The following is a 16,668-nucleotide window of genomic DNA, read 5'->3' as shown; positions in this document are numbered from 1 at the left end:
ATCTCCTGATCGGAGGACGCTGTCACGCAACCGTCCGGAGCGGTCGGTTTCGCGAAAGCCGATGGCAGGCGCCATGCGAAGGTGGGCGCATTGCCGGGAGCGTTGATCAATGTCGAGCCGCCAACCAAAACTGATCCTTGTCTACGAGCCGGAACAAGCCTGTTTTGACCGGCTGGTCGCCGATGGTCATGCGCCGGAACGCGCCGCCGAGATTTCGTCCTATCTGGCGCAGTCGACCGATCTCGCCCGCGAATTCGATGCGCTTGCCGCCGCCTGCGACAAACGTGGCCTCGGCTTCGTGCCGGTGGCGCTCGACGATGCGACAGGTGTGCTCTCCGGAGCCGATCCGGGCACGACGCTGGTATGGACGCTGACAGACGGCATCGCCTATTTTCGCGGCGGCGCCGCCCCTACACAGGCGCGGCTGAACGGCCTGGGGACGATCGGCGCCGACGACGCGCTGTTCGCGCTCTGCCAGGACAAGTTTCGCTCCGGCGCCGTGCTCGGCGCGCTCGGCCTGCCGGTGCCGCAGGCCGGACTTGCGCGCGACGGAAGCTGGCTGGTCGAGCCGCCGGCCTCGGCGGCCGGCTGGTTCGTCAAGCCGAACCGGCTCGGCGCCAAGATCGGCATCTGGCCGGAGTCCCGCTGCCACGATCTCGGCCACGCGCTGGAGCTTAGCCGGCGTGTTTTTGCCGCCTATCGCGACGATGTCGTCGTCCAGCCCTATGTCTCCGGCCGCAATGGGCGCGCCAGCTTCCTTGGCCTGAAGCCGGACACCGGCGTCGAGGCGCTCGGTATCGCCTTTGTCGATTCCGTCGGCGACTTCCAGACCATGGCGGACAGCCTCGCTCTCTATGGTGACACCGGCCAGGCCGCAAGGGCGGCGGGGGCCTATGTTGAGCCGGAGTTGGCGCCGGTCGCCGCCAGCCAGCCGGCGGCAGATCGGGCGATCCGCGCGATCGCGCAAAGGCTGATCGCCGGGCTTGGCCTGAAAGACGTGTTTTCCATCGATTTCAGGATCGAGGCCAACGACCGCGTTCACCTGATCGAGTTCGAGGTCTGTCCCGGCCTGCCCTGCTTCGACTTCCGCGACTATTGCCGCCAGCAATGGGGCTTGAGCCTGGCGGATGCCATGGCCGAGACGGCGGTGAGCCGGCTGCCTGCCCAGGCCGTTTGAACGGCGCGAGGCTACAAACCCGCTGGCCTTTGGCCGCGTGCAGTCGGCTGCGCGCCTTGACGCTTTCTGTCATGCCTCTAGTGTCGGTCGGCGAGGCCCAACGAAGACCGCGCGATGAACACCACGCCCGTCAGTTCCGAGACGCTCCACCATCATGTCAGGCGCATGGCTGGACGCCATCCGCATGAGGAGCATCGCGTCGCAACCCCGCTCGAACTTCTGTTCGACCTTACTTTCGTAACAGCTTTCGGCCTTGCCTCATCCCAGCTCGCGCATGCGCTGGCTGAGGGCCACTATGCGGCGGCCCTGCTGGGCTTCGGCTTCGCAAGCTTCGCCATCTGCTGGGCCTGGGTCAATTTCTCATGGTTCTCCTCGGCCTACGACACCGATGACTGGATTTTCCGCCTTGTCACCATGGTGCAGATGATTGGTGTGCTGGTGCTGGCAATCGGCCTGCCGCGCATGTTCGCCTCGATCGAGCATGGCGAGCACCTCGACAATTCGGTCATGGTGCTGGGCTACGTGATCATGCGCTTGGCCATGGTGTTCCAATGGCTGCGCGCTGCCCGACAGGACCCTGATCGGCGCCGGGCCTGCCTGACCTACGCCACAGCCATCTCGGTGGCCCAGGTCGGCTGGGTGGTGCAGATCCTCGCCGATTTCTCGGTCGGCGTCAGCCTCATACTCGCCTGCGTCCTCGCATTGGTCGAATTGGCGCGGCCGGTGGTCGCCGAACGCAAGGATGGCGGCACGCCCTGGCATGCCCATCATATTGCCGAGCGTCACAGCCTGTTCGCCATCATCGCGCTGGGCGAGGGGGTCGTCGGCACACTCGCGTCGCTGTCGGCCGTGGTCGAGGAACAGGGCTGGACCATGGATGCGGCATTGGTTTGCATCGCCGGCACCGGGCTGACCTTCGGCATGTGGTGGGTCTATTACATACTGCCTTCAGCCCGGACGCTTCACGCCCACCGCGATCGCGCATTCGTCTGGGGTTATGGTCAGATGCTGATTGTGACCGCCATCGTGGCGACCGGCGCCGGCCTCCACGTCGCGGCCTATTCATCGAGCACAAGGCTCACATCGGTCCGCTCGCGACGCTGCTTACGGCCGCTGTTCCCGTGGGTGTTTTCCTGGGGCTGATCTATGCGCTCTACTACTATCTCGTTCCGCGCTTCGATCTCCTGCACGTCTGGCTGCTGCTTGCGACCGCGGCCGTCGTCGCACTTGCCATTCTCTCCGCGCTTGGCGGCGTCGACATGGCGGTCTGCCTGATCATTCTGATGCTGGCGCCGGCCGTGACTGTCGTCGGCTACGAAGCGCTCGGACACCGCCATCAGGCGGAAGCGCTCGCAAGCGGCGAGCACTCGACACGGCCCTAACTCATTGTTTTGACGCAATTCCGGACGGAAAACCGTTTCACACTTCTTTTGGAATTGCTCTAGCCGGATGGCCTCCAGAGGAACTATCCGTGCAGCATTCGCTCGAATGCCCGCAATGACGGATCCATAATGTCCCAGCCATGGCCGCGGATCGTGTAGGTCACCGCCTGCGGCTCGAAATCGCCGGGGTTATCGAGGCTGGTCGCGTGAATTGCTATCAGCTCCGGCATCGCGACGAATGTCAGATAGACCGGCGTTCCACAGGTTGGGCAGAAGGCATGCACCTTTTCGTTGCCGCTGGCGCCCGCCACGTGCCAGGTGCTCGCCTCGCCGGTAATTGCCATATCGGCGCGCCGGCCGAAGGTCAGATAGGATCCGTGACCAGTGCCGCTGCGCTTCTGGCAATCGAGGCATTGGCAGTGGTTCTGGAAGATGGGCTCGCCGCTTGTTTCATAGCGGATCGCGCCGCATGCGCATCCGCCGCTATAACGCTTGGTCATTGTCACTCTCCCGCTGGGATCAGGCCGATTTGGGCTTGGCGAAAAGGTCGATGCCGCTGCCGGTTTCGAGGAAGGATTTCATGCTGGACAGCACCGCCGGCCAGCCCTGGCTGATGCCTTTCGCCATGCCGCTGCCGGCTTCGAGCTCGTCGTGGGTGACGGTCAGCCGCACCATGGTGTCGTATTCCTCGATGCCGAACGTCACCCGGCTGTATTTCGACGGGTCGTCGGCCTGCGAGGCGTTCGCCCAGGTCATCACGAGACGGGTCGGTGGCGAGATTTCGACGACCTTGCCGACGAGTTCGACGGTGCGCTCGTCATTGGCGCGGATATGTTCCCATTTCGATCCCGCCTTCCAGTCGGAGACGTTCTCGTGGCCCCAGTAGCGCCTGGCGATATCGGGCCTGGTTATGGCCTCGAACACTTTTTGCGGCGTCGAGCGGATGTAGGTCACATAGACAAAACTGGTCGTCTCACTGGTCATTGGTCATCTCCTTCGAGTTCTTGCTTCAGGTCGTGCAGCAGGCTGAGCCGCTGCCGTTCGAATTTTCGCACCCACCGCTCGTAGATGTCGTGCAGCGGCACGGGGTTGATGAAGTGCAGCTTTTCCCGGCCGCGCTTGACCGTGCTCACCAGGTTGGCCGCCTCCAGCAGGTCGAGGTGCTGGGTGGCGGATTGCCTTGCCATCTCCAGGTTTTCGCAAAGCTGGCCGAGCGTCTGCCCGTTCTGCTCGCACAGAAGGTCAAGCAGCTTTCTGCGTGTCGGGTCGCCCAGTGCTTTGAAAACCTTGTCGGCGTCCATCGGCCTCACTCTGTTATAAGGCTAATATGCAGGTAAATACCTGCATGTCAATCGCCGATCGTACGGCCTTGCAATTGTTCGATGAGGTTATTCGGACCTGGACGTCGATTGCCGGATGGGTCGCGCGCCAGCCATGTATCGGTTGTTGTCAAACGGCTCCGGCCGGTTGTCGGCCAGGCTCCATAGCTGCCGGCTGGTCCCTGGCAGGTCACCCAGATAGACATGCATGGCCCCGGAACGGGCGCTGCCCGCATTCGCGACCGAGTGAATGGTGCTGGACGACATGTGCACCACCGCGGGCGCCAAAAAATCCTGCCGCTCCGGCTCATCGACCTGATCGCCGGCGAGCGGGTAGATGAAATTCGTCTCGCTGCCGCTGTAAATGCCGATCAACGCATCCATCAGGTGGTTGTGCGGCGGATACTGCACGCCAGGCGAGAGCGTGATGTGATAGATCGTCAGGTTCGGGCTTGCGTGCAGCAACAGCTCGTCGTCGTCCTCTTCGTGAACGAGGCCACCGAGCGCGTGGAAGCGACTGGTATAGTCGCTGAGCACGGCTTTGACCTGTCCGAAGGGATCGGGACCCGCCGCCGCGTTGACGATATCTTTGATGGCAGGGTAGAGAGGAGAGTCAGCGGATAGAGGCATTCCACAACTCCAATGTGAGATGCTCAGAGATCGTATCTAAGACGATCAACGCTAGCCAATGCCGATGCCAACGTCAACCGGGGCCAAAGCGAGAGAATTATGAAATCGACGAAATTGACGCCGTCGATGGCGCCCGCAGACGGGCCAACAGCGCTATCGACAGCGGACGTGCTGCGCAGCGAACAGGCCTACGAACAATTGAAGAGCGATATTGTCGCTTGCGTCCTGTCGCCCGGTGAAGCGTTGACCGAGAAGCAGATCGAGGCTCGCTACGGGATCAAGAAGGCGACGATCCGCTCGGCGCTCGCCCGCCTCATGCAGGAAGGACTGGTCAGGAGCGAGCCGCGCCGTGGCTATGTCATCACGACGCTGACCTTGCGCGACGTCAACGAGATCTTCGACGTCCGCAGCCTGATCGAGCCCGAAGTGTTCAGGGTTGCCACTTCAGGCATCACCGAACGCGGACTGGATGAGATCAGGCTGGCGGCCAGAAAGGTGCTCAAGCCCGAGACGTTGCGCAGCCCTGTTGCATTCCTGGCGGCCGACCGTGCCTTCCGCCTGGCGATTGCCGAGCTTTCCGGGAACCTGCGGCTGGCTCAGCTGCTCAGCCAAATTCTCGATCAGTCGGAACGGGCGCTCCACCTCGGCTTCAAGTCACGCGATTTCATGCAGCTGATCATCGAACAGCAGAAGCAGTTGCTGCAGGCCTGCGAGAAGAGCGACGTCCCCGCAATCGTGAAACTTGCCCGTTCGCAATGCCTCGCCCTCAAGCACCAACTGGTCGGGGCTCTGCTTGGCGGGGCGAAACTGCGGGACGTGAACCTTCAGGACTTCGTCTGAACGCTGCCAGCTCTGGTGGTCACCGGGATAGGCTTCAGACCCCTTCGACCAGCACGATCTCGCCATCGGCCACCTTCTGCCGGATCGCGACGGCGCGCTGATATTCCGGCGAGTGGTAGCAATCGTGCGCCGCGGCAAGTGACGGAAACTCGATGATCACGTTGCGTGCGCGACCGGGGCCTTCCGCCTTTTCATGCTCGCCGCCGCGCGCCAGGAATGTCGCGCCGAACCGCTCGAAGGCCGGCTTGGCGGCGGCGACATAGTCCTTGTAGCCTTCCGCGTCACGCACATCGACGCGGGCGACCCAGTATCCTTTCGGCATTCGTCTTCTCCCGAATTGGTCCTTGTCTGTTACGCCGAGCGCATTTCGTCGAGGATCGCTTCTGCGACCGCTCGCCTGTCGGCGGCGCCGACGATCGGCCGCCCGACAACGAGGTGGCTGGAGCCGTTGCGGATCGCCTGCGCCGGCGTCACGACGCGCTTCTGGTCGCCATGGTCGCTGCCCTTCGGCCGTATCCCCGGCGTCACCACGGCCATGCCGGGGCCGACGATCCGGCGCACCGCTTCCGCCTCCTCGGCGGAACAGACGACGCCGCCCATGCCGGCATGCAGCGCCTGTTCGGAGCGGCGCAGCACCAGCGTGTGCGGGTCGTATTCGTAGCCGGCGTCGATCACATCCTGTTCGTCCATAGAGGTCAGCACGCTGACCGCGAGCAGGCAAAGCTCGCTGCCCCTGGCGGCTTCCACGGCCGCCCGCATCGCCTTGGGATAGGCATGGATGGTCAGCATGGTCATGCCCATCTTGGCGATGTTCTCGACGCCCTTTGCCACCGTGTTGTCGATGTCGAGCAGCTTCATGTCGAGGAAGATCTTCTTGCCCCCGCTGGCGAGCTCACGGGCGAAATCGAGCCCGCCGGCGAAGGCGAGCTGGTAGCCGATCTTGTAGAAGGAGACGACGCCGTCGAGCTCGCGCACCGCCTGCTCGGCCTCGCGCAGCGTCGGCAGGTCGAGGCCGACGATCAGCCTGTCTCGCATCGTCTCGGCGTGCATGGCATCCTCGGCGTCGATCACGCCTCGATCCGGGTGGACAGCATGCGCGAGGTTTCGATCAGTGTGCGGCATAGGCGCTCCATCGATTGGCGTAGTCTCTCATCCCTGAAATGTCCATCGTCGCCGAAGGCCTCGCTGGCGCCCGACACCGAGCATTCCGGTGTTACCACCTCCATCTGGCAGCGCACCAGCACGGCGCGCAGATGGTTGATGCAGCGTATGCCGGCGAACTTGCCGTCGGAGGAGGAACACAGGCCGGCCGGCTTGCCGGGGAAAGGTCGGAAAGAGCGGCCACCATCCCTGCGTATCCGGCTCACCCAGTCGATGCTGTTCTTGAGCAGCGGCGGCAGCGAACCATTGTATTCCGGCGTCGCGATCAGCAGCCCGTCATGCGCGGCGATCAGCCGGCCGAGCTTCAGGGCGTTTTCAGGGATACCTTTTTGCGTTTCCAGGTCCTCGTCCATGATCGGCAGCGGATAGTCGCCGAGCGAGATGCGGGTCACCTCGGCGCCCTGCACGGCCAGCTCTTTCTGCGCCACATCGGCGGTCCTGCCGCTGAACGCGCCCGACCGGACCGAGCCGGCGAAGACGAGGATTTTCGGGATCACTGCCATTGGCATCCGGGGGAAGCGGACCGCTTCAGGGTGTGTTGAGATTCAAGTCAGGCCGAGTCGAAAATGGTGGGGTCCGAGAACCTGAGCGGAGCGCACTCAAAGTACGCGAGCACCGGAAGCGCAGGAAGCTGCCATTTGCAGGCCGGCCTCACCTGAATATCGGCATACCCTAATGTGCCTCGCGCCGGTAGATCCATAGCTGCGTCGGCGGGATGTTGCGGATGATGAAGTCGAAATGCTTGACCGTGTAGTCGCCGCGGCCGGGCGGGATCGGCGACAGCGGGCCATAGGTCAGCTGCACGATCGGCCTGCCTGCCGGGATGCGGTCGAGCAGGCTTTCGATATAGGCGATGCGCTGCGCGACCGGGAAGTTGAGCAGCGGCACGCCGGAGACGACGGAATCGAACATCATGTCGCGCTTGTCGCCGAGCGTCGCGTTGAGATTGAAGGCGTCGCCTTCGATGACGTTGACGCCCGGATAGAGCTGGCGCAGATGGCGCACGAAATCGGTCGAATATTCGACGGCATAGAGATTTTCGGGTTTCACGCCGAGCGCCAGGATGGCGCGGGTGATGACGCCGGTGCCGGGTCCGACTTCGAGCACCGGCAGGCCGGATTTCGGGTTGACGATGGACGCCATCTTGCGGGCGGTGATGGAGCTGGTCGGCACGATGGAGCCGACCGCCTTCGGCTTGTCGATCCAGCCCTTGAAGAATTTCAGCTCGTCGTCGAACTTCTCCGCCAGCGACTTGCGCAATCCGGGTCCACGTGCCATGCGAGCTCTCCTCAACGGCTCCCCCGAAACGCTACTTAGCAGCTACGGGTTTCAAGACAAGGCTCGAGCCGGCATAAGGTGTTGATGACGCTTGGGAAGCGTCGCGGTGCATGTCGCCCAAAAGTGCGTAGCGGTTTTGGGATAGCGACAATGAAGCAAAGGGCATCAGCGATCGCCGAAGGACTCGAAGAAGTCCTTCATGCGGGCGAAAAAGCCGCTCGACTGGGGCGAATTATCCTGTGACGACAGCTGCTCGAACTCCTCCAGCAGCTCGCGCTGGCGGCGCGACAGGTTCTGCGGCGTCTCGACCGCGGTCTGGATGTAGAGGTCGCCGACATTGGGCTGGCGCAACACCGGCATGCCCTTGCCCCTGAGCCGGAACTGGCGGCCGTTCTGGGTGCCTTCCGGCACCTTCACCTTGGTCTGGGTGCCGTCCAGCGTCGTCACCTCGAACGAGCCGCCAAGCGCTGCCGTTGTCATCGAGATCGGCACCTTGCAGTAGAGATCGGCGCCGTCGCGCTGGAAGAATTCATGCGGCTTGACCGCCAGGAAGATGTAGAGATCACCCGACGGGCCGCCGCGCAGGCCGGCCTCGCCCTCATTGGCAAGCCGGATGCGGGTTCCATCCTCGATCCCGGCTGGAATGTTGACCGACAGCGAGCGCTCCTCGGTGACGCGGCCCTGGCCGGCGCATTTCGGGCATGGGTCCTTGATCGTCTGGCCACGGCCCTGGCATTGCGGGCAGGTGCGCTCGATCGAGAAGAAGCCTTGCGTGGCCCGTACCTTGCCGTGGCCGTTGCACATGGCGCAGGTGACAGGCTGGGTGCCGGGCTTGGCGCCGCTGCCGGAGCATTCCGCACACGAGATGGAGGCCGGCACGCGGATCTGCGCGGTCTTGCCGGAAAAGGCCTCTTCCAGCGAGATTTCCATATTGTAGCGCAGATCGGCGCCGCGCTCGCGACCGCCCGACGAGCGGCGCTGGCGGCCGCCCATCATGTCGCCGAAAATATCCTCGAAGATATCGGCGAAGCCGCCGGCGCCGAAGCCTTGCGCGCCGCCATTCATGCCGCCCTGTTCGAAGGCGGCGTGGCCGAAACGGTCATACGCCGCGCGCTTCTGCGGGTCCTTCAGCGTCTCATAGGCTTCGTTGATTTCCTTGAATTTGTGTTCGCAGGCATGATCGCCTGGATTGCGGTCGGGATGGAACTGCATGGCGAGCTTGCGGAAAGCGCTCTTGAGCTCCTTCTCGTCGGCCCCCTTTTGCACGCCCAGCGTTTCGTAGAAATCAGCTTTCATCTTTTCCCGCTGTCCGGATGCTCAACGTCTTGATGCATACTTTGCGTCGTTTGCCGGCATGTTGCTTCGATTTAGGAGCGATGCTGCCCGGATGCCAGTGCCGACTTGGGGGCAGCCCGTGTTTTTCCGTCACTTTTTCGGCGAAGGTTGCAAAAAAGCCCGGCCTTGCGCCGGGCTGTTTCGCCTTATCTGCCGTCGGACGGCTCAGGCCGACTTCTTCTTGTCGTCGTCCTCGTCGATTTCCTCGAAATCGGCGTCGACCACATCCGAGTCCTTGGCGGCGTCCGCCTTGGCGTCGGCCTCCGCGGCTTCCTTCTGCGAAGCCTCGTACATGGCCTGTCCGAGCTTCATCGAGACTTCGGCAAGCGCCTGCGACTTGGCCTCGATCTCCGCCGCGTCGTCGCCTTCGGCCGCCGTCTTCAGCGCCGCGATCGCATCGGCAATCGCCGTACGGTCGGCCTCAGAGACCTTGTCGCCATATTCCTTCAGCGACTTCTCCGACGAATGCACCAGCGCTTCGGCCTGGTTGCGGGCCTCGACCAGCGCACGCCGCTTCTTGTCGCTCTCGGCGTTGGCCTCGGCGTCCTTCACCATCTTCTCGATGTCGGCGTCCGAAAGGCCTCCAGACGCCTGGATGCGGATCTGGTGCTCCTTGCCGGTGCCCTTGTCCTTGGCCGAGACGTTGACGATGCCGTTGGCGTCGATGTCGAAGGTGACCTCGATCTGCGGCACGCCGCGCGGTGCCGGCGGAATGCCGACGAGATCGAACTGGCCGAGCATCTTGTTGTCGGCCGCCATTTCGCGCTCGCCCTGGAAGACGCGGATGGTCACCGCCGACTGCGAATCCTCGGCCGTCGAGAACACCTGGCTCTTCTTGGTCGGGATCGTCGTGTTACGCTCGATCAGGCGGGTGAACACGCCGCCCAGCGTCTCGATGCCGAGCGAAAGCGGCGTCACGTCGAGCAACAGCACGTCCTTGACGTCGCCCTGCAGCACGCCGGCCTGGATGGCGGCGCCAAGGGCCACGACCTCGTCCGGGTTGACGCCCTTGTGCGGCTCCTTGCCGAAGAACTGCTTCACGATCTCCTGGATCTTGGGCATGCGGGTCATGCCGCCGACCAGGACCACTTCGTCGATCTCGCCGGCTTTCAGGCCGGCATCCTTGAGCGCTGCCTTGCAGGGGTCGATCGTGCGCTGGACGAGATCCTCGACCAGGCTTTCGAACTTGGCGCGGGTCAGCTTCAGCGTCAGGTGCTTCGGTCCGGTCGCATCAGCGGTGATGAAGGGCAGGTTGATCTCGGTCTGGGTCGTCGACGACAGCTCGATCTTGGCCTTTTCAGCCGCCTCCTTGAGGCGCTGCAAAGCGAGCTTGTCGTTCTTCAGGTCGATGCCCTGTTCCTTCTTGAACTCGGTCGCCAGGTATTCGACCAGGCGCATGTCGAAATCCTCGCCGCCGAGGAAGGTGTCGCCATTGGTCGACTTCACCTCGAACACGCCGTCGCCGATCTCGAGCACCGAAATGTCGAACGTGCCGCCGCCAAGGTCATAGACGGCGATGGTCTTGCCATCCTTCTTGTCGAGGCCGTAGGCAAGCGCTGCCGCAGTCGGCTCGTTGATGATGCGCAGCACTTCGAGGCCGGCGATCTTGCCGGCGTCCTTGGTCGCCTGGCGCTGGGCGTCGTTGAAGTAGGCCGGAACGGTGATGACCGCCTTCTCGACTTTCTCGCCGAGATAGGCTTCCGCCGTTTCCTTCATCTTCTGCAGGATCATGGCCGAGATCTGCGAGGGCGACTGTTTCTTGCCGCCGGCCTCGACCCAGGCATCGCCATTGTCGCCCTTGACGATCTTGTAGGGGACAAGCTTCTTGTCCTTCTCCGTGACCGGATCGTCATAGCGGCGGCCGATCAGGCGCTTGACCGCGAAGATGGTGTTTTCAGGATTGGTGACCGCCTGGCGCTTGGCCGGCTGGCCGACGAGGCGCTCGCTGTCGCCGCTGATGGCGACGATGGAAGGGGTCGTACGCGCGCCTTCCGCATTCTCGATGACCTTCGGCTCCTTGCCATCCATGATGGCGATACAGGAGTTGGTCGTTCCAAGATCGATACCGATTACTTTTGCCATTGTTCTGGTTCTCTCCGCTAAGCAGGCTCTCAGGACCCGTGAAGGCGTTCCGACGAAAGCCCCTGTTCACAAGAAATTCCGTTCCGGCAACCGGCGTTCCGGCGCCGAACGGCTTGGCGCGTATATAAGAACAGGCTGCACGGCGCGCAAGCATTCTGCGCAAGGCTTCCACCATCATACCGGTGGGCAGGCAGCGGACCAATTGTCGCCGCCCGTGGTCCGCGCCGGGCGCCAGGCGCAAAATCAAGAAACATTACAGCCGGGTCACGGCCTAAAAGCCTCGGAGCAGAGTGTCTGCAACTTGGGGTAGATCGCTGTTCCGGATGCAATCACCAGCGTCCCATCCCGCAGCACGGTCGTCGGATCGGGCTTGAGAACCGTGCCGCCAGCTTCCTCCACCAGGAGCATGCCGGCCAGGCAATCCCAGGCGTTCATGTGCTCCTCGACATAGCCGAGCAGCCTGCCGGAAGCGGCATAGGCCAGCATCAGGGCGCCCGAGGCATTGCGGAAGAAGACGCCGCCCTCCGCCATGATCAGCCGGATGAGCACGGCGACATGTTCGGTCGCCGCCCGGTTCGAAAGCCCGGTCCCGACCGAGCCTTCGCTGAGGCTGGAGGCTTGGCTGGCCTTGATTGGCCGGCCATTGACGAAGGCGCCGCCACCGCGATGGCCGTGGAAGGTTTCACCGGTCGAGGGTTCATGGATCACGCCGACGACGGTCTCGCCATCCCGGGCGCAGGCGATCACCACACACCAGGCTGGAATGCCGCGCACGAAATTCGCCGTGCCGTCGATCGGATCGATCACCCAGACATAGCCGGTCGACCCGGCCACCGCTTCATGTTCCTCGCCGACGATGCCGTCCTGCGGGTAGTCGGCCGCAATTGCCGCGCGAATGAACAATTCCACCTCGCGGTCGCCATCCGAGACCAGGTCCTGATGGCCCTTGCTCTCGATGGTCAGGTTCTCGAGGTCGCGAAAATATTTCAAGCCGAGTTCGCCGGCGCGTCGCGCCAGGTCGATGGCAAAGCGCATGCGCGCGTCAAGGTCGTTGGTCACGGGAAAGCTCGATCGTCAGAGGGCGCTCTGCAAGTAGCAAAAGCCAGATGCGCGCAAAAGGCTCAAAAGGCGCCGAGCTGCCTCAGGCCGCTTGCGACAGCGATTTGTGGACGTCGGCCAGCATCTCGAACGAGCGCACCCGCGCTGCATGGTCGAAGATCTGCGCCGTAACCATCAGTTCGTCGGCGCCGGTGCGGCGCACGAAGGCGTCGATGCCTTGCCGGACCGTTTCCGGCGAGCCGACGACGGCGCAGGACAGCGCCTGGCCAAGCATGGTCTTCGCCATCGGATCGAGGCCGGCTTCATAGCCCTCGACCGGCGGCGGCAGCCGGCCCGGCCGTCCCGTGCGCAGATTGACGAAAGCCTGCTGCAGCGAGGTGAACAACAGCCGCGCCTCAGTGTCGGTAGGTGCGGCGAAGACATTGAGGCCGAGCATGACATAGGGCTTGTCGAGCTGTTTCGACGGCTGGAAGCGCGAGCGGTAGATGTCTAGCGCATGGTCGAGCTCGGCCGGCGCGAAATGCGAGGCGAACGCATAGGGCAGGCCGAGCATGGCGGCGAGCTGCGCGCCATAGAGGCTGGAGCCGAGGATCCAGATCGGCACCTGCTGACCCTCGCCGGGCACGGCGCGCAGGCGCTGGCCCTCCTCGGCCGGCAGGAAATAGCCCATCAGCTCGACGACATCCTGCGGGAAATTGTCGGCGCCGGCCTCCAGATTGCGGCGCAAGGCCCGCGCCGTTCCCATGTCGGTTCCGGGCGCGCGGCCAAGGCCGAGATCGATGCGGCCGGGATAAAGCGCCGCCAGCGTGCCGAACTGCTCGGCGATGACCAGCGGCGAATGGTTGGGCAGCATGATGCCGCCGGCGCCGACGCGGATGGTTTTTGTGCCGCCCGCGACATGGGCGATGACGACCGCGGTGGCGGCGCTGGCGATGCCCGGCATGTTGTGGTGCTCGGCCAGCCAGTAGCGCTTGTAGCCGAGACGTTCGGCGTGGCGGGCGAGGTCGAGGGAATTGGCCAGCGACTGCGAAGCATTGCTGCCTTCGACGATCGGCGACAGGTCGAGGACGGAAAGAGCGGTCATTGAGTCTCCACGATTTTCTTGTCCCGCACCTTGGCCTCGAAGGCGGCCCGGTCAGGGATGACGATTTCGAGCTGGCTTTCGAGGATGTCGGCCAGTTCGGCGGCTGTCGCGATTTCTCTTTGCTCGGTGCGGCCGCCAAGATGATGCGTCGACAGCCGGTTGTTGCGCAGCGCGTAGCGCCGGTCGGGCAAGGCGCGCGCCGCGATCACCGTTGACAGGAAATGCGAACTCGGATGGGTCGACAGGAAATGGCTGCTGACCGCGTAGTCGACCTCGTAGCTCTGCTGCATGTCGAAACGGTAGATGGTGCGCCAGTCGCCGCCGATATCGGCCTGCAGGCGAAAATGGTCGCCGGCCTCGACGATGCGGAAGGCTTCATGCGGGGTCTGTTGCACGAGCCCGGGTTCGAGCAGCAGCGGCGCCGTCAGCGTCAGCCCGCCGAAGCCGACATCGGCAACATAGGTGCGCCCGTCGAGCTCGACACGCAGCAACATGTGGCTGCGCGCGGTAATAGTGTCGTCGGGCTGGCCCCACAGCACCCGCGCGGCAAGGCCGCTGGCCTCGAAGCCGAGCGCCTTCAGCGCATGCATGAAGATCAAATTCTGCTCGTAACAATAACCTCCGCGGCCGCGCGCGAAGATCTTGTCCTGCAGTGAGGCGAGATCGAGCTTCACCGGACTGCCCAGGAACGGGTCGAGGTTTTCGAACGCGATCGCTTGCGGGTGCTGCCGATGCAACGCCGTCAGCGCTTCCAGCGAAGCGTCTGTCCGACCACGGTAGCCGATGCGGGCGAAATAGGCGTCGATGTTGAAGGAAGCGTCGGTCATGGAAGGAAGTCCGGCTTGACCGCGTCGATATAGGCACTCCACCCCGAGACGACAAACAGGCGGCAAACAATTGCCTGTCGGTCATGCCCGGGCCTTGTCGGTCTCCTCGACCGGATCCTCCTCGACGACGACGCTGTGTTGCGCCGCCAGGAAATTGCCGACATGGCTGAGACCGTCGAAATGGTCGCAGAACACCTTGATGACGACCAGCAGCGGCACCGCCATCAGCGCGCCGACGAATCCCCACAGCCATGACCAGAAGGCAATGGCGATGAAGACCGCCACCGCATTGATCTCCAGCCGCCGGCCGACCACCATCGGCGTCACGAACTGGCCTTCGACGAGGTCGCACAGCAACACGAAGGCGGGCGCCAGCAGCGCGAAGGAGATGCTGTCGAAGCTGATCAGCGCGATGACCGTGACGAGCAGTATGGTGATCATCGATCCGACATAGGGCAGGAAGTTGAGCAGGGCCGCCGCCGCGCCCCAGACCAGCGGATTGGGCACGCCGAGTCCCCACAGGCCGAGGCCGATGACCGTGCCGAGGCCGAAATTGATCACCGTGATCGTGAGCAAATAGTAAGAGATCTCGCGCTCGACGTCGTAGACGACACGCAGCGCCCGCTTCTTTTCGCTAAGGCTGGCAAAGGACTGGATGATCTTCTCGTAGAACATCGTGCCCGAGGCGAGCAGGAACAGCGACAGCACGAAGACGATGGTGATGCTGGTGCCCGCCGACAGGATGTTGCCGGCAGCCGAAGACAGGATGCCCGACTGCGCGAAGGTTACCTTTTGCACACCCGGTTCCTGCGAGGTCTCGGTCAAACCTTCCAACTGGTGCGCAATCTGCATGACCCTTTCGAGCGGCCGCTTGAGCTGCGCCAGGCGATCGGTGAGCTGCTGGCCGATCGATGAAGTGTTGTTGATGAGGTCGATGACAGGGTCGCTCAAGAGATAGCCGGCGCTGGCGAGGAAGACGACCGACAGCAGCACCAGCAGCGTCGCCGACAACACGTCGGGCACGCCGTGCTTGCGCAGGAAGCGCACGATCGGCGTCAGCGTCAGTGCCAGCAGGAAGGCGAGGATAACCGGCATGAAGAAGGCGCGGGCAAAATAGAGCGCAAAGATGACCATCAGGATGAAAATGCCGATAAGCAGCGACCGCATCAGATGCGTGTCCGCGCGCGCCACGGCGCGCGGGTCCGGGCTTTCGGCAACACCAGCGCCCGAAGCGGTCGGTTCGGCCTTCATCGCTTCCCCTCGAACGCACCGCAATCGGTGCGGTTCATCGGCGGAAACGCCCTGGCTGCGCCAAGGTTCCGTTAGCCGGCAATGACCGCGATGCGGACCTCGCCAAGGGCTTATGCGGCGGGCGCTGCCACCGTGGCGGAGACCCAATGGGAAAGCAGGTGGCTGTTGAGCGTTGGACCAGCTCGGAAGTCTCGCGCCGGCCTCGGCGCGTCGACGGCAATATTACATGGCATGTAATTGAGGCCGCGCTGCCGACGGGTCTAATACGAGCAGACTTTCGCGAAACCAGACGCAAGCACCGGATCGAAAGATGCACGGCGGTTTCCAATTGATCGCAATGCTTTGGTGCAACGCGAAGGCGTGCGTGCAACCTTGGAAGAGGACGTTACAATGCAAAGATTCAACCTTCAGACAATCGAATCGGCGACGGAAAAGTCCAGGCCTGCGCTAAAGGCGCTGGAAGAGAGGTTCGGCTTTCTTCCGAACGCCATAGCGACGATGGCGAACAATCCGGTTCTCCTCAATGGCTTCGTCGGCACCTTCGGAAGCTTTCACGGTGGCAGCTTCGACGAGATCGAAAAGCAGGTCTTGCTGCTTACGAATGCGGTCACGATCAAATGTCCCTGGACCGTCGCCGCGCATTCGACGTTTGCCATCGAAGACGGGATTGCTGCAAGCGAAGTCGAGGCGATCCGCGAAGGCAGGTTGCCGAAAGATCCGAAATATGCGGCACTCTCGGCGCTGACAAAGGCGCTGATCGAGAACAAGGGAAACGTGACCGACGCCGACATCGATGCGTTTGTGTCGGCGGGCTACTCGAAGGCTCAGGTGCTGGAAGTGGTAACCGGAGTCGGCGTTTCCACCATGGCGGCAACCACCACCAATATGGCCGGCACGCCGATCGAGGAACGCTTCCAGCCGCAGGCGTGGTCCGCGGCGGCCTGAACCAAACGACATCGCATGGATTGGCGATGTCGGGCACCAAGCGCGGTCGGGTCGCCGCGCATGGCTCAGGCGGGCTGCAAGGATATGATCGATGACACCGTCGAATCTCAGGACCAACATGGCGCCAGACCTTGGCGTGCTCCTGCGCCACTGGCGTGATCTACGCGGCAGAAGCCAGCTCGATCTGTCGCTCGACACCGGTATTTCGCAAAGGCAGATCAGTTTCGTCGAAAGCGGCCGCAGCGTTCCGGGCCGCCAGACCTTGATGGCCATCGCCCAGGCATTCGATGTCCCCTTG

At 63.3% G+C, this 16,668-nt stretch carries 19 protein-coding genes and 1 pseudogene; 6 read left to right on the top strand and 14 right to left on the bottom strand.

Annotated elements, in window-relative coordinates:
- Nucleotides 1–109 precede the first annotated feature (109 nt).
- The 3 genes from AC1RUK_RS27630 to AC1RUK_RS27620 all read left to right on the top strand — a co-directional run bounded on the left by AC1RUK_RS27630 (nt 110) and on the right by AC1RUK_RS27620 (nt 2,559).
- Nucleotides 110–1,177: a D-alanine--D-alanine ligase family protein gene (locus AC1RUK_RS27630; RefSeq protein WP_481838102.1), complete on the top strand. Its 1,068-nt coding sequence runs from the start codon at nt 110–112 to the stop codon at nt 1,175–1,177.
- A 114-nt stretch (nt 1,178–1,291) separates the two neighbouring features.
- Nucleotides 1,292–2,320 carry a low temperature requirement protein A gene (locus AC1RUK_RS27625; protein WP_481838103.1) on the top strand — a complete coding sequence of 343 codons (1,029 nt, stop codon included), beginning with the start codon at nt 1,292–1,294 and terminating at the stop codon, nt 2,318–2,320.
- Nucleotides 2,299–2,559 (top strand): hypothetical protein, encoded by a 261-nt coding sequence (locus AC1RUK_RS27620; RefSeq protein WP_481838104.1) that lies wholly within the window; start codon nt 2,299–2,301, stop codon nt 2,557–2,559. The genes AC1RUK_RS27625 and AC1RUK_RS27620 overlap by 22 nt, the downstream gene beginning before the upstream one ends.
- Before the next feature lie 83 nt (nt 2,560–2,642).
- Here the strand turns inward: AC1RUK_RS27620 and AC1RUK_RS27615 are convergent, their stop codons facing one another.
- The 4 genes from AC1RUK_RS27615 to AC1RUK_RS27600 all read right to left on the bottom strand — a co-directional run bounded on the left by AC1RUK_RS27615 (nt 2,643) and on the right by AC1RUK_RS27600 (nt 4,508).
- Nucleotides 2,643–3,059, bottom strand: a complete 417-nt coding sequence (locus AC1RUK_RS27615) for a GFA family protein (protein WP_436170092.1) — start codon at nt 3,057–3,059, stop codon at nt 2,643–2,645.
- Nucleotides 3,060–3,078: 19 nt separating this feature from the next.
- Complete coding sequence (locus AC1RUK_RS27610; RefSeq protein WP_481838105.1) at nt 3,079–3,543, bottom strand: SRPBCC family protein; 465 nt, start codon at nt 3,541–3,543, stop codon at nt 3,079–3,081.
- The gene (locus AC1RUK_RS27605) at nt 3,540–3,860 is read right to left on the bottom strand and encodes an ArsR/SmtB family transcription factor (RefSeq protein WP_481838106.1); all 321 of its coding nucleotides are present in this window, start codon (nt 3,858–3,860) and stop codon (nt 3,540–3,542) included. Before AC1RUK_RS27605 ends, AC1RUK_RS27610 begins: the two co-directional genes overlap by 4 nt.
- Nucleotides 3,861–3,947: 87 nt before the next feature.
- The gene (locus AC1RUK_RS27600; RefSeq protein ID WP_481838107.1) at nt 3,948–4,508 is read right to left on the bottom strand and encodes an autotransporter; all 561 of its coding nucleotides are present in this window, start codon (nt 4,506–4,508) and stop codon (nt 3,948–3,950) included.
- 99 nt (nt 4,509–4,607) lie between these two features.
- On the opposite strand from AC1RUK_RS27600, the gene AC1RUK_RS27595 reads away from it, so the two are divergent.
- On the top strand, nt 4,608–5,348 hold the full coding sequence (locus AC1RUK_RS27595; protein ID WP_481838108.1) for a GntR family transcriptional regulator: 741 nt from the start codon (nt 4,608–4,610) through the stop codon (nt 5,346–5,348).
- Between the two features lie 34 nt (nt 5,349–5,382).
- Here the strand turns inward: AC1RUK_RS27595 and AC1RUK_RS27590 are convergent, their stop codons facing one another.
- From AC1RUK_RS27590 to AC1RUK_RS27545, 10 genes are all read right to left on the bottom strand, one after another.
- Nucleotides 5,383–5,670 carry a DUF1330 domain-containing protein gene (locus AC1RUK_RS27590; protein ID WP_436170097.1) on the bottom strand — a complete coding sequence of 96 codons (288 nt, stop codon included), beginning with the start codon at nt 5,668–5,670 and terminating at the stop codon, nt 5,383–5,385.
- Between the two features lie 29 nt (nt 5,671–5,699).
- Nucleotides 5,700–6,398 carry an orotidine-5'-phosphate decarboxylase gene (pyrF, locus tag AC1RUK_RS27585; protein ID WP_481839378.1) on the bottom strand — a complete coding sequence of 233 codons (699 nt, stop codon included), beginning with the start codon at nt 6,396–6,398 and terminating at the stop codon, nt 5,700–5,702.
- Between the two features lie 17 nt (nt 6,399–6,415).
- Nucleotides 6,416–7,012, bottom strand: a complete 597-nt coding sequence (locus tag AC1RUK_RS27580) for an NADPH-dependent FMN reductase (protein ID WP_481838109.1) — start codon at nt 7,010–7,012, stop codon at nt 6,416–6,418.
- Between the two features lie 169 nt (nt 7,013–7,181).
- The gene (gene pmtA, locus AC1RUK_RS27575; protein WP_481838110.1) at nt 7,182–7,787 is read right to left on the bottom strand and encodes a phospholipid N-methyltransferase PmtA; all 606 of its coding nucleotides are present in this window, start codon (nt 7,785–7,787) and stop codon (nt 7,182–7,184) included.
- A gap of 165 nt (nt 7,788–7,952) precedes the next feature.
- Complete coding sequence (gene dnaJ, locus AC1RUK_RS27570) at nt 7,953–9,083, bottom strand: molecular chaperone DnaJ (protein ID WP_436170099.1); 1,131 nt, start codon at nt 9,081–9,083, stop codon at nt 7,953–7,955.
- A 204-nt stretch (nt 9,084–9,287) separates the two neighbouring features.
- Nucleotides 9,288–11,204 carry a molecular chaperone DnaK gene (dnaK, locus tag AC1RUK_RS27565; RefSeq protein ID WP_481838111.1) on the bottom strand — a complete coding sequence of 639 codons (1,917 nt, stop codon included), beginning with the start codon at nt 11,202–11,204 and terminating at the stop codon, nt 9,288–9,290.
- Between the two features lie 264 nt (nt 11,205–11,468).
- The gene (locus AC1RUK_RS27560; RefSeq protein ID WP_481838112.1) at nt 11,469–12,263 is read right to left on the bottom strand and encodes an inositol monophosphatase family protein; all 795 of its coding nucleotides are present in this window, start codon (nt 12,261–12,263) and stop codon (nt 11,469–11,471) included.
- 82 nt (nt 12,264–12,345) lie between these two features.
- Nucleotides 12,346–13,347 carry an LLM class flavin-dependent oxidoreductase gene (locus AC1RUK_RS27555; RefSeq protein WP_481838113.1) on the bottom strand — a complete coding sequence of 334 codons (1,002 nt, stop codon included), beginning with the start codon at nt 13,345–13,347 and terminating at the stop codon, nt 12,346–12,348.
- Nucleotides 13,344–14,174, bottom strand: coding sequence for an arylamine N-acetyltransferase family protein (locus tag AC1RUK_RS27550; protein WP_481838114.1), 831 nt, complete (start codon nt 14,172–14,174; stop codon nt 13,344–13,346). The genes AC1RUK_RS27555 and AC1RUK_RS27550 overlap by 4 nt, the downstream gene beginning before the upstream one ends.
- An 81-nt stretch (nt 14,175–14,255) precedes the next feature.
- A complete protein-coding gene (locus AC1RUK_RS27545) occupies nt 14,256–15,425 on the bottom strand; it encodes an AI-2E family transporter (RefSeq protein ID WP_481838115.1) in 1,170 nt (389 codons plus the stop codon).
- A 390-nt stretch (nt 15,426–15,815) separates the two neighbouring features.
- Between AC1RUK_RS27545 and AC1RUK_RS27540 the strand changes: the two genes are divergently transcribed.
- Complete coding sequence (locus tag AC1RUK_RS27540; RefSeq protein ID WP_481838116.1) at nt 15,816–16,370, top strand: carboxymuconolactone decarboxylase family protein; 555 nt, start codon at nt 15,816–15,818, stop codon at nt 16,368–16,370.
- A gap of 91 nt (nt 16,371–16,461) precedes the next feature.
- Nucleotides 16,462–16,623: pseudogene (locus tag AC1RUK_RS27535) on the top strand (helix-turn-helix domain-containing protein); the annotation flags it as partial.
- Between the last annotated feature and the right edge of the window lie 45 nt (nt 16,624–16,668).

Source organism: Mesorhizobium monacense, assembly GCF_056781675.1.
Note: the sequence above shows the minus strand (reverse complement) of the source record. Positions and strands in the feature narration are given on the sequence as shown.

Excerpts from the sequence above, each read along its gene's own strand:
- AC1RUK_RS27630 (WP_481838102.1), top strand. The coding sequence starts at position 110 with ATGTCGAGCCGCCAACCAAAACTGATCCTTGTCTACGAGCCGGAACAA.
- AC1RUK_RS27625 (WP_481838103.1), top strand. The coding sequence starts at position 1,292 with ATGAACACCACGCCCGTCAGTTCCGAGACGCTCCACCATCATGTCAGG.
- AC1RUK_RS27615 (WP_436170092.1), bottom strand. The coding sequence starts at position 3,059 with ATGACCAAGCGTTATAGCGGCGGATGCGCATGCGGCGCGATCCGCTAT.
- AC1RUK_RS27610 (WP_481838105.1), bottom strand. The coding sequence starts at position 3,543 with ATGACCAGTGAGACGACCAGTTTTGTCTATGTGACCTACATCCGCTCG.
- AC1RUK_RS27605 (WP_481838106.1), bottom strand. The coding sequence starts at position 3,860 with ATGGACGCCGACAAGGTTTTCAAAGCACTGGGCGACCCGACACGCAGA.
- AC1RUK_RS27600 (WP_481838107.1), bottom strand. The coding sequence starts at position 4,508 with ATGCCTCTATCCGCTGACTCTCCTCTCTACCCTGCCATCAAAGATATC.
- AC1RUK_RS27595 (WP_481838108.1), top strand. The coding sequence starts at position 4,608 with ATGAAATCGACGAAATTGACGCCGTCGATGGCGCCCGCAGACGGGCCA.
- AC1RUK_RS27590 (WP_436170097.1), bottom strand. The coding sequence starts at position 5,670 with ATGCCGAAAGGATACTGGGTCGCCCGCGTCGATGTGCGTGACGCGGAA.
- pyrF (WP_481839378.1), bottom strand. The coding sequence starts at position 6,398 with ATGCACGCCGAGACGATGCGAGACAGGCTGATCGTCGGCCTCGACCTG.
- AC1RUK_RS27580 (WP_481838109.1), bottom strand. The coding sequence starts at position 7,012 with ATGGCAGTGATCCCGAAAATCCTCGTCTTCGCCGGCTCGGTCCGGTCG.
- pmtA (WP_481838110.1), bottom strand. The coding sequence starts at position 7,787 with ATGGCACGTGGACCCGGATTGCGCAAGTCGCTGGCGGAGAAGTTCGAC.
- dnaJ (WP_436170099.1), bottom strand. The coding sequence starts at position 9,083 with ATGAAAGCTGATTTCTACGAAACGCTGGGCGTGCAAAAGGGGGCCGAC.
- dnaK (WP_481838111.1), bottom strand. The coding sequence starts at position 11,204 with ATGGCAAAAGTAATCGGTATCGATCTTGGAACGACCAACTCCTGTATC.
- AC1RUK_RS27555 (WP_481838113.1), bottom strand. The coding sequence starts at position 13,347 with ATGACCGCTCTTTCCGTCCTCGACCTGTCGCCGATCGTCGAAGGCAGC.
- AC1RUK_RS27550 (WP_481838114.1), bottom strand. The coding sequence starts at position 14,174 with ATGACCGACGCTTCCTTCAACATCGACGCCTATTTCGCCCGCATCGGC.
- AC1RUK_RS27545 (WP_481838115.1), bottom strand. The coding sequence starts at position 15,425 with ATGAAGGCCGAACCGACCGCTTCGGGCGCTGGTGTTGCCGAAAGCCCG.
- AC1RUK_RS27540 (WP_481838116.1), top strand. The coding sequence starts at position 15,816 with ATGCAAAGATTCAACCTTCAGACAATCGAATCGGCGACGGAAAAGTCC.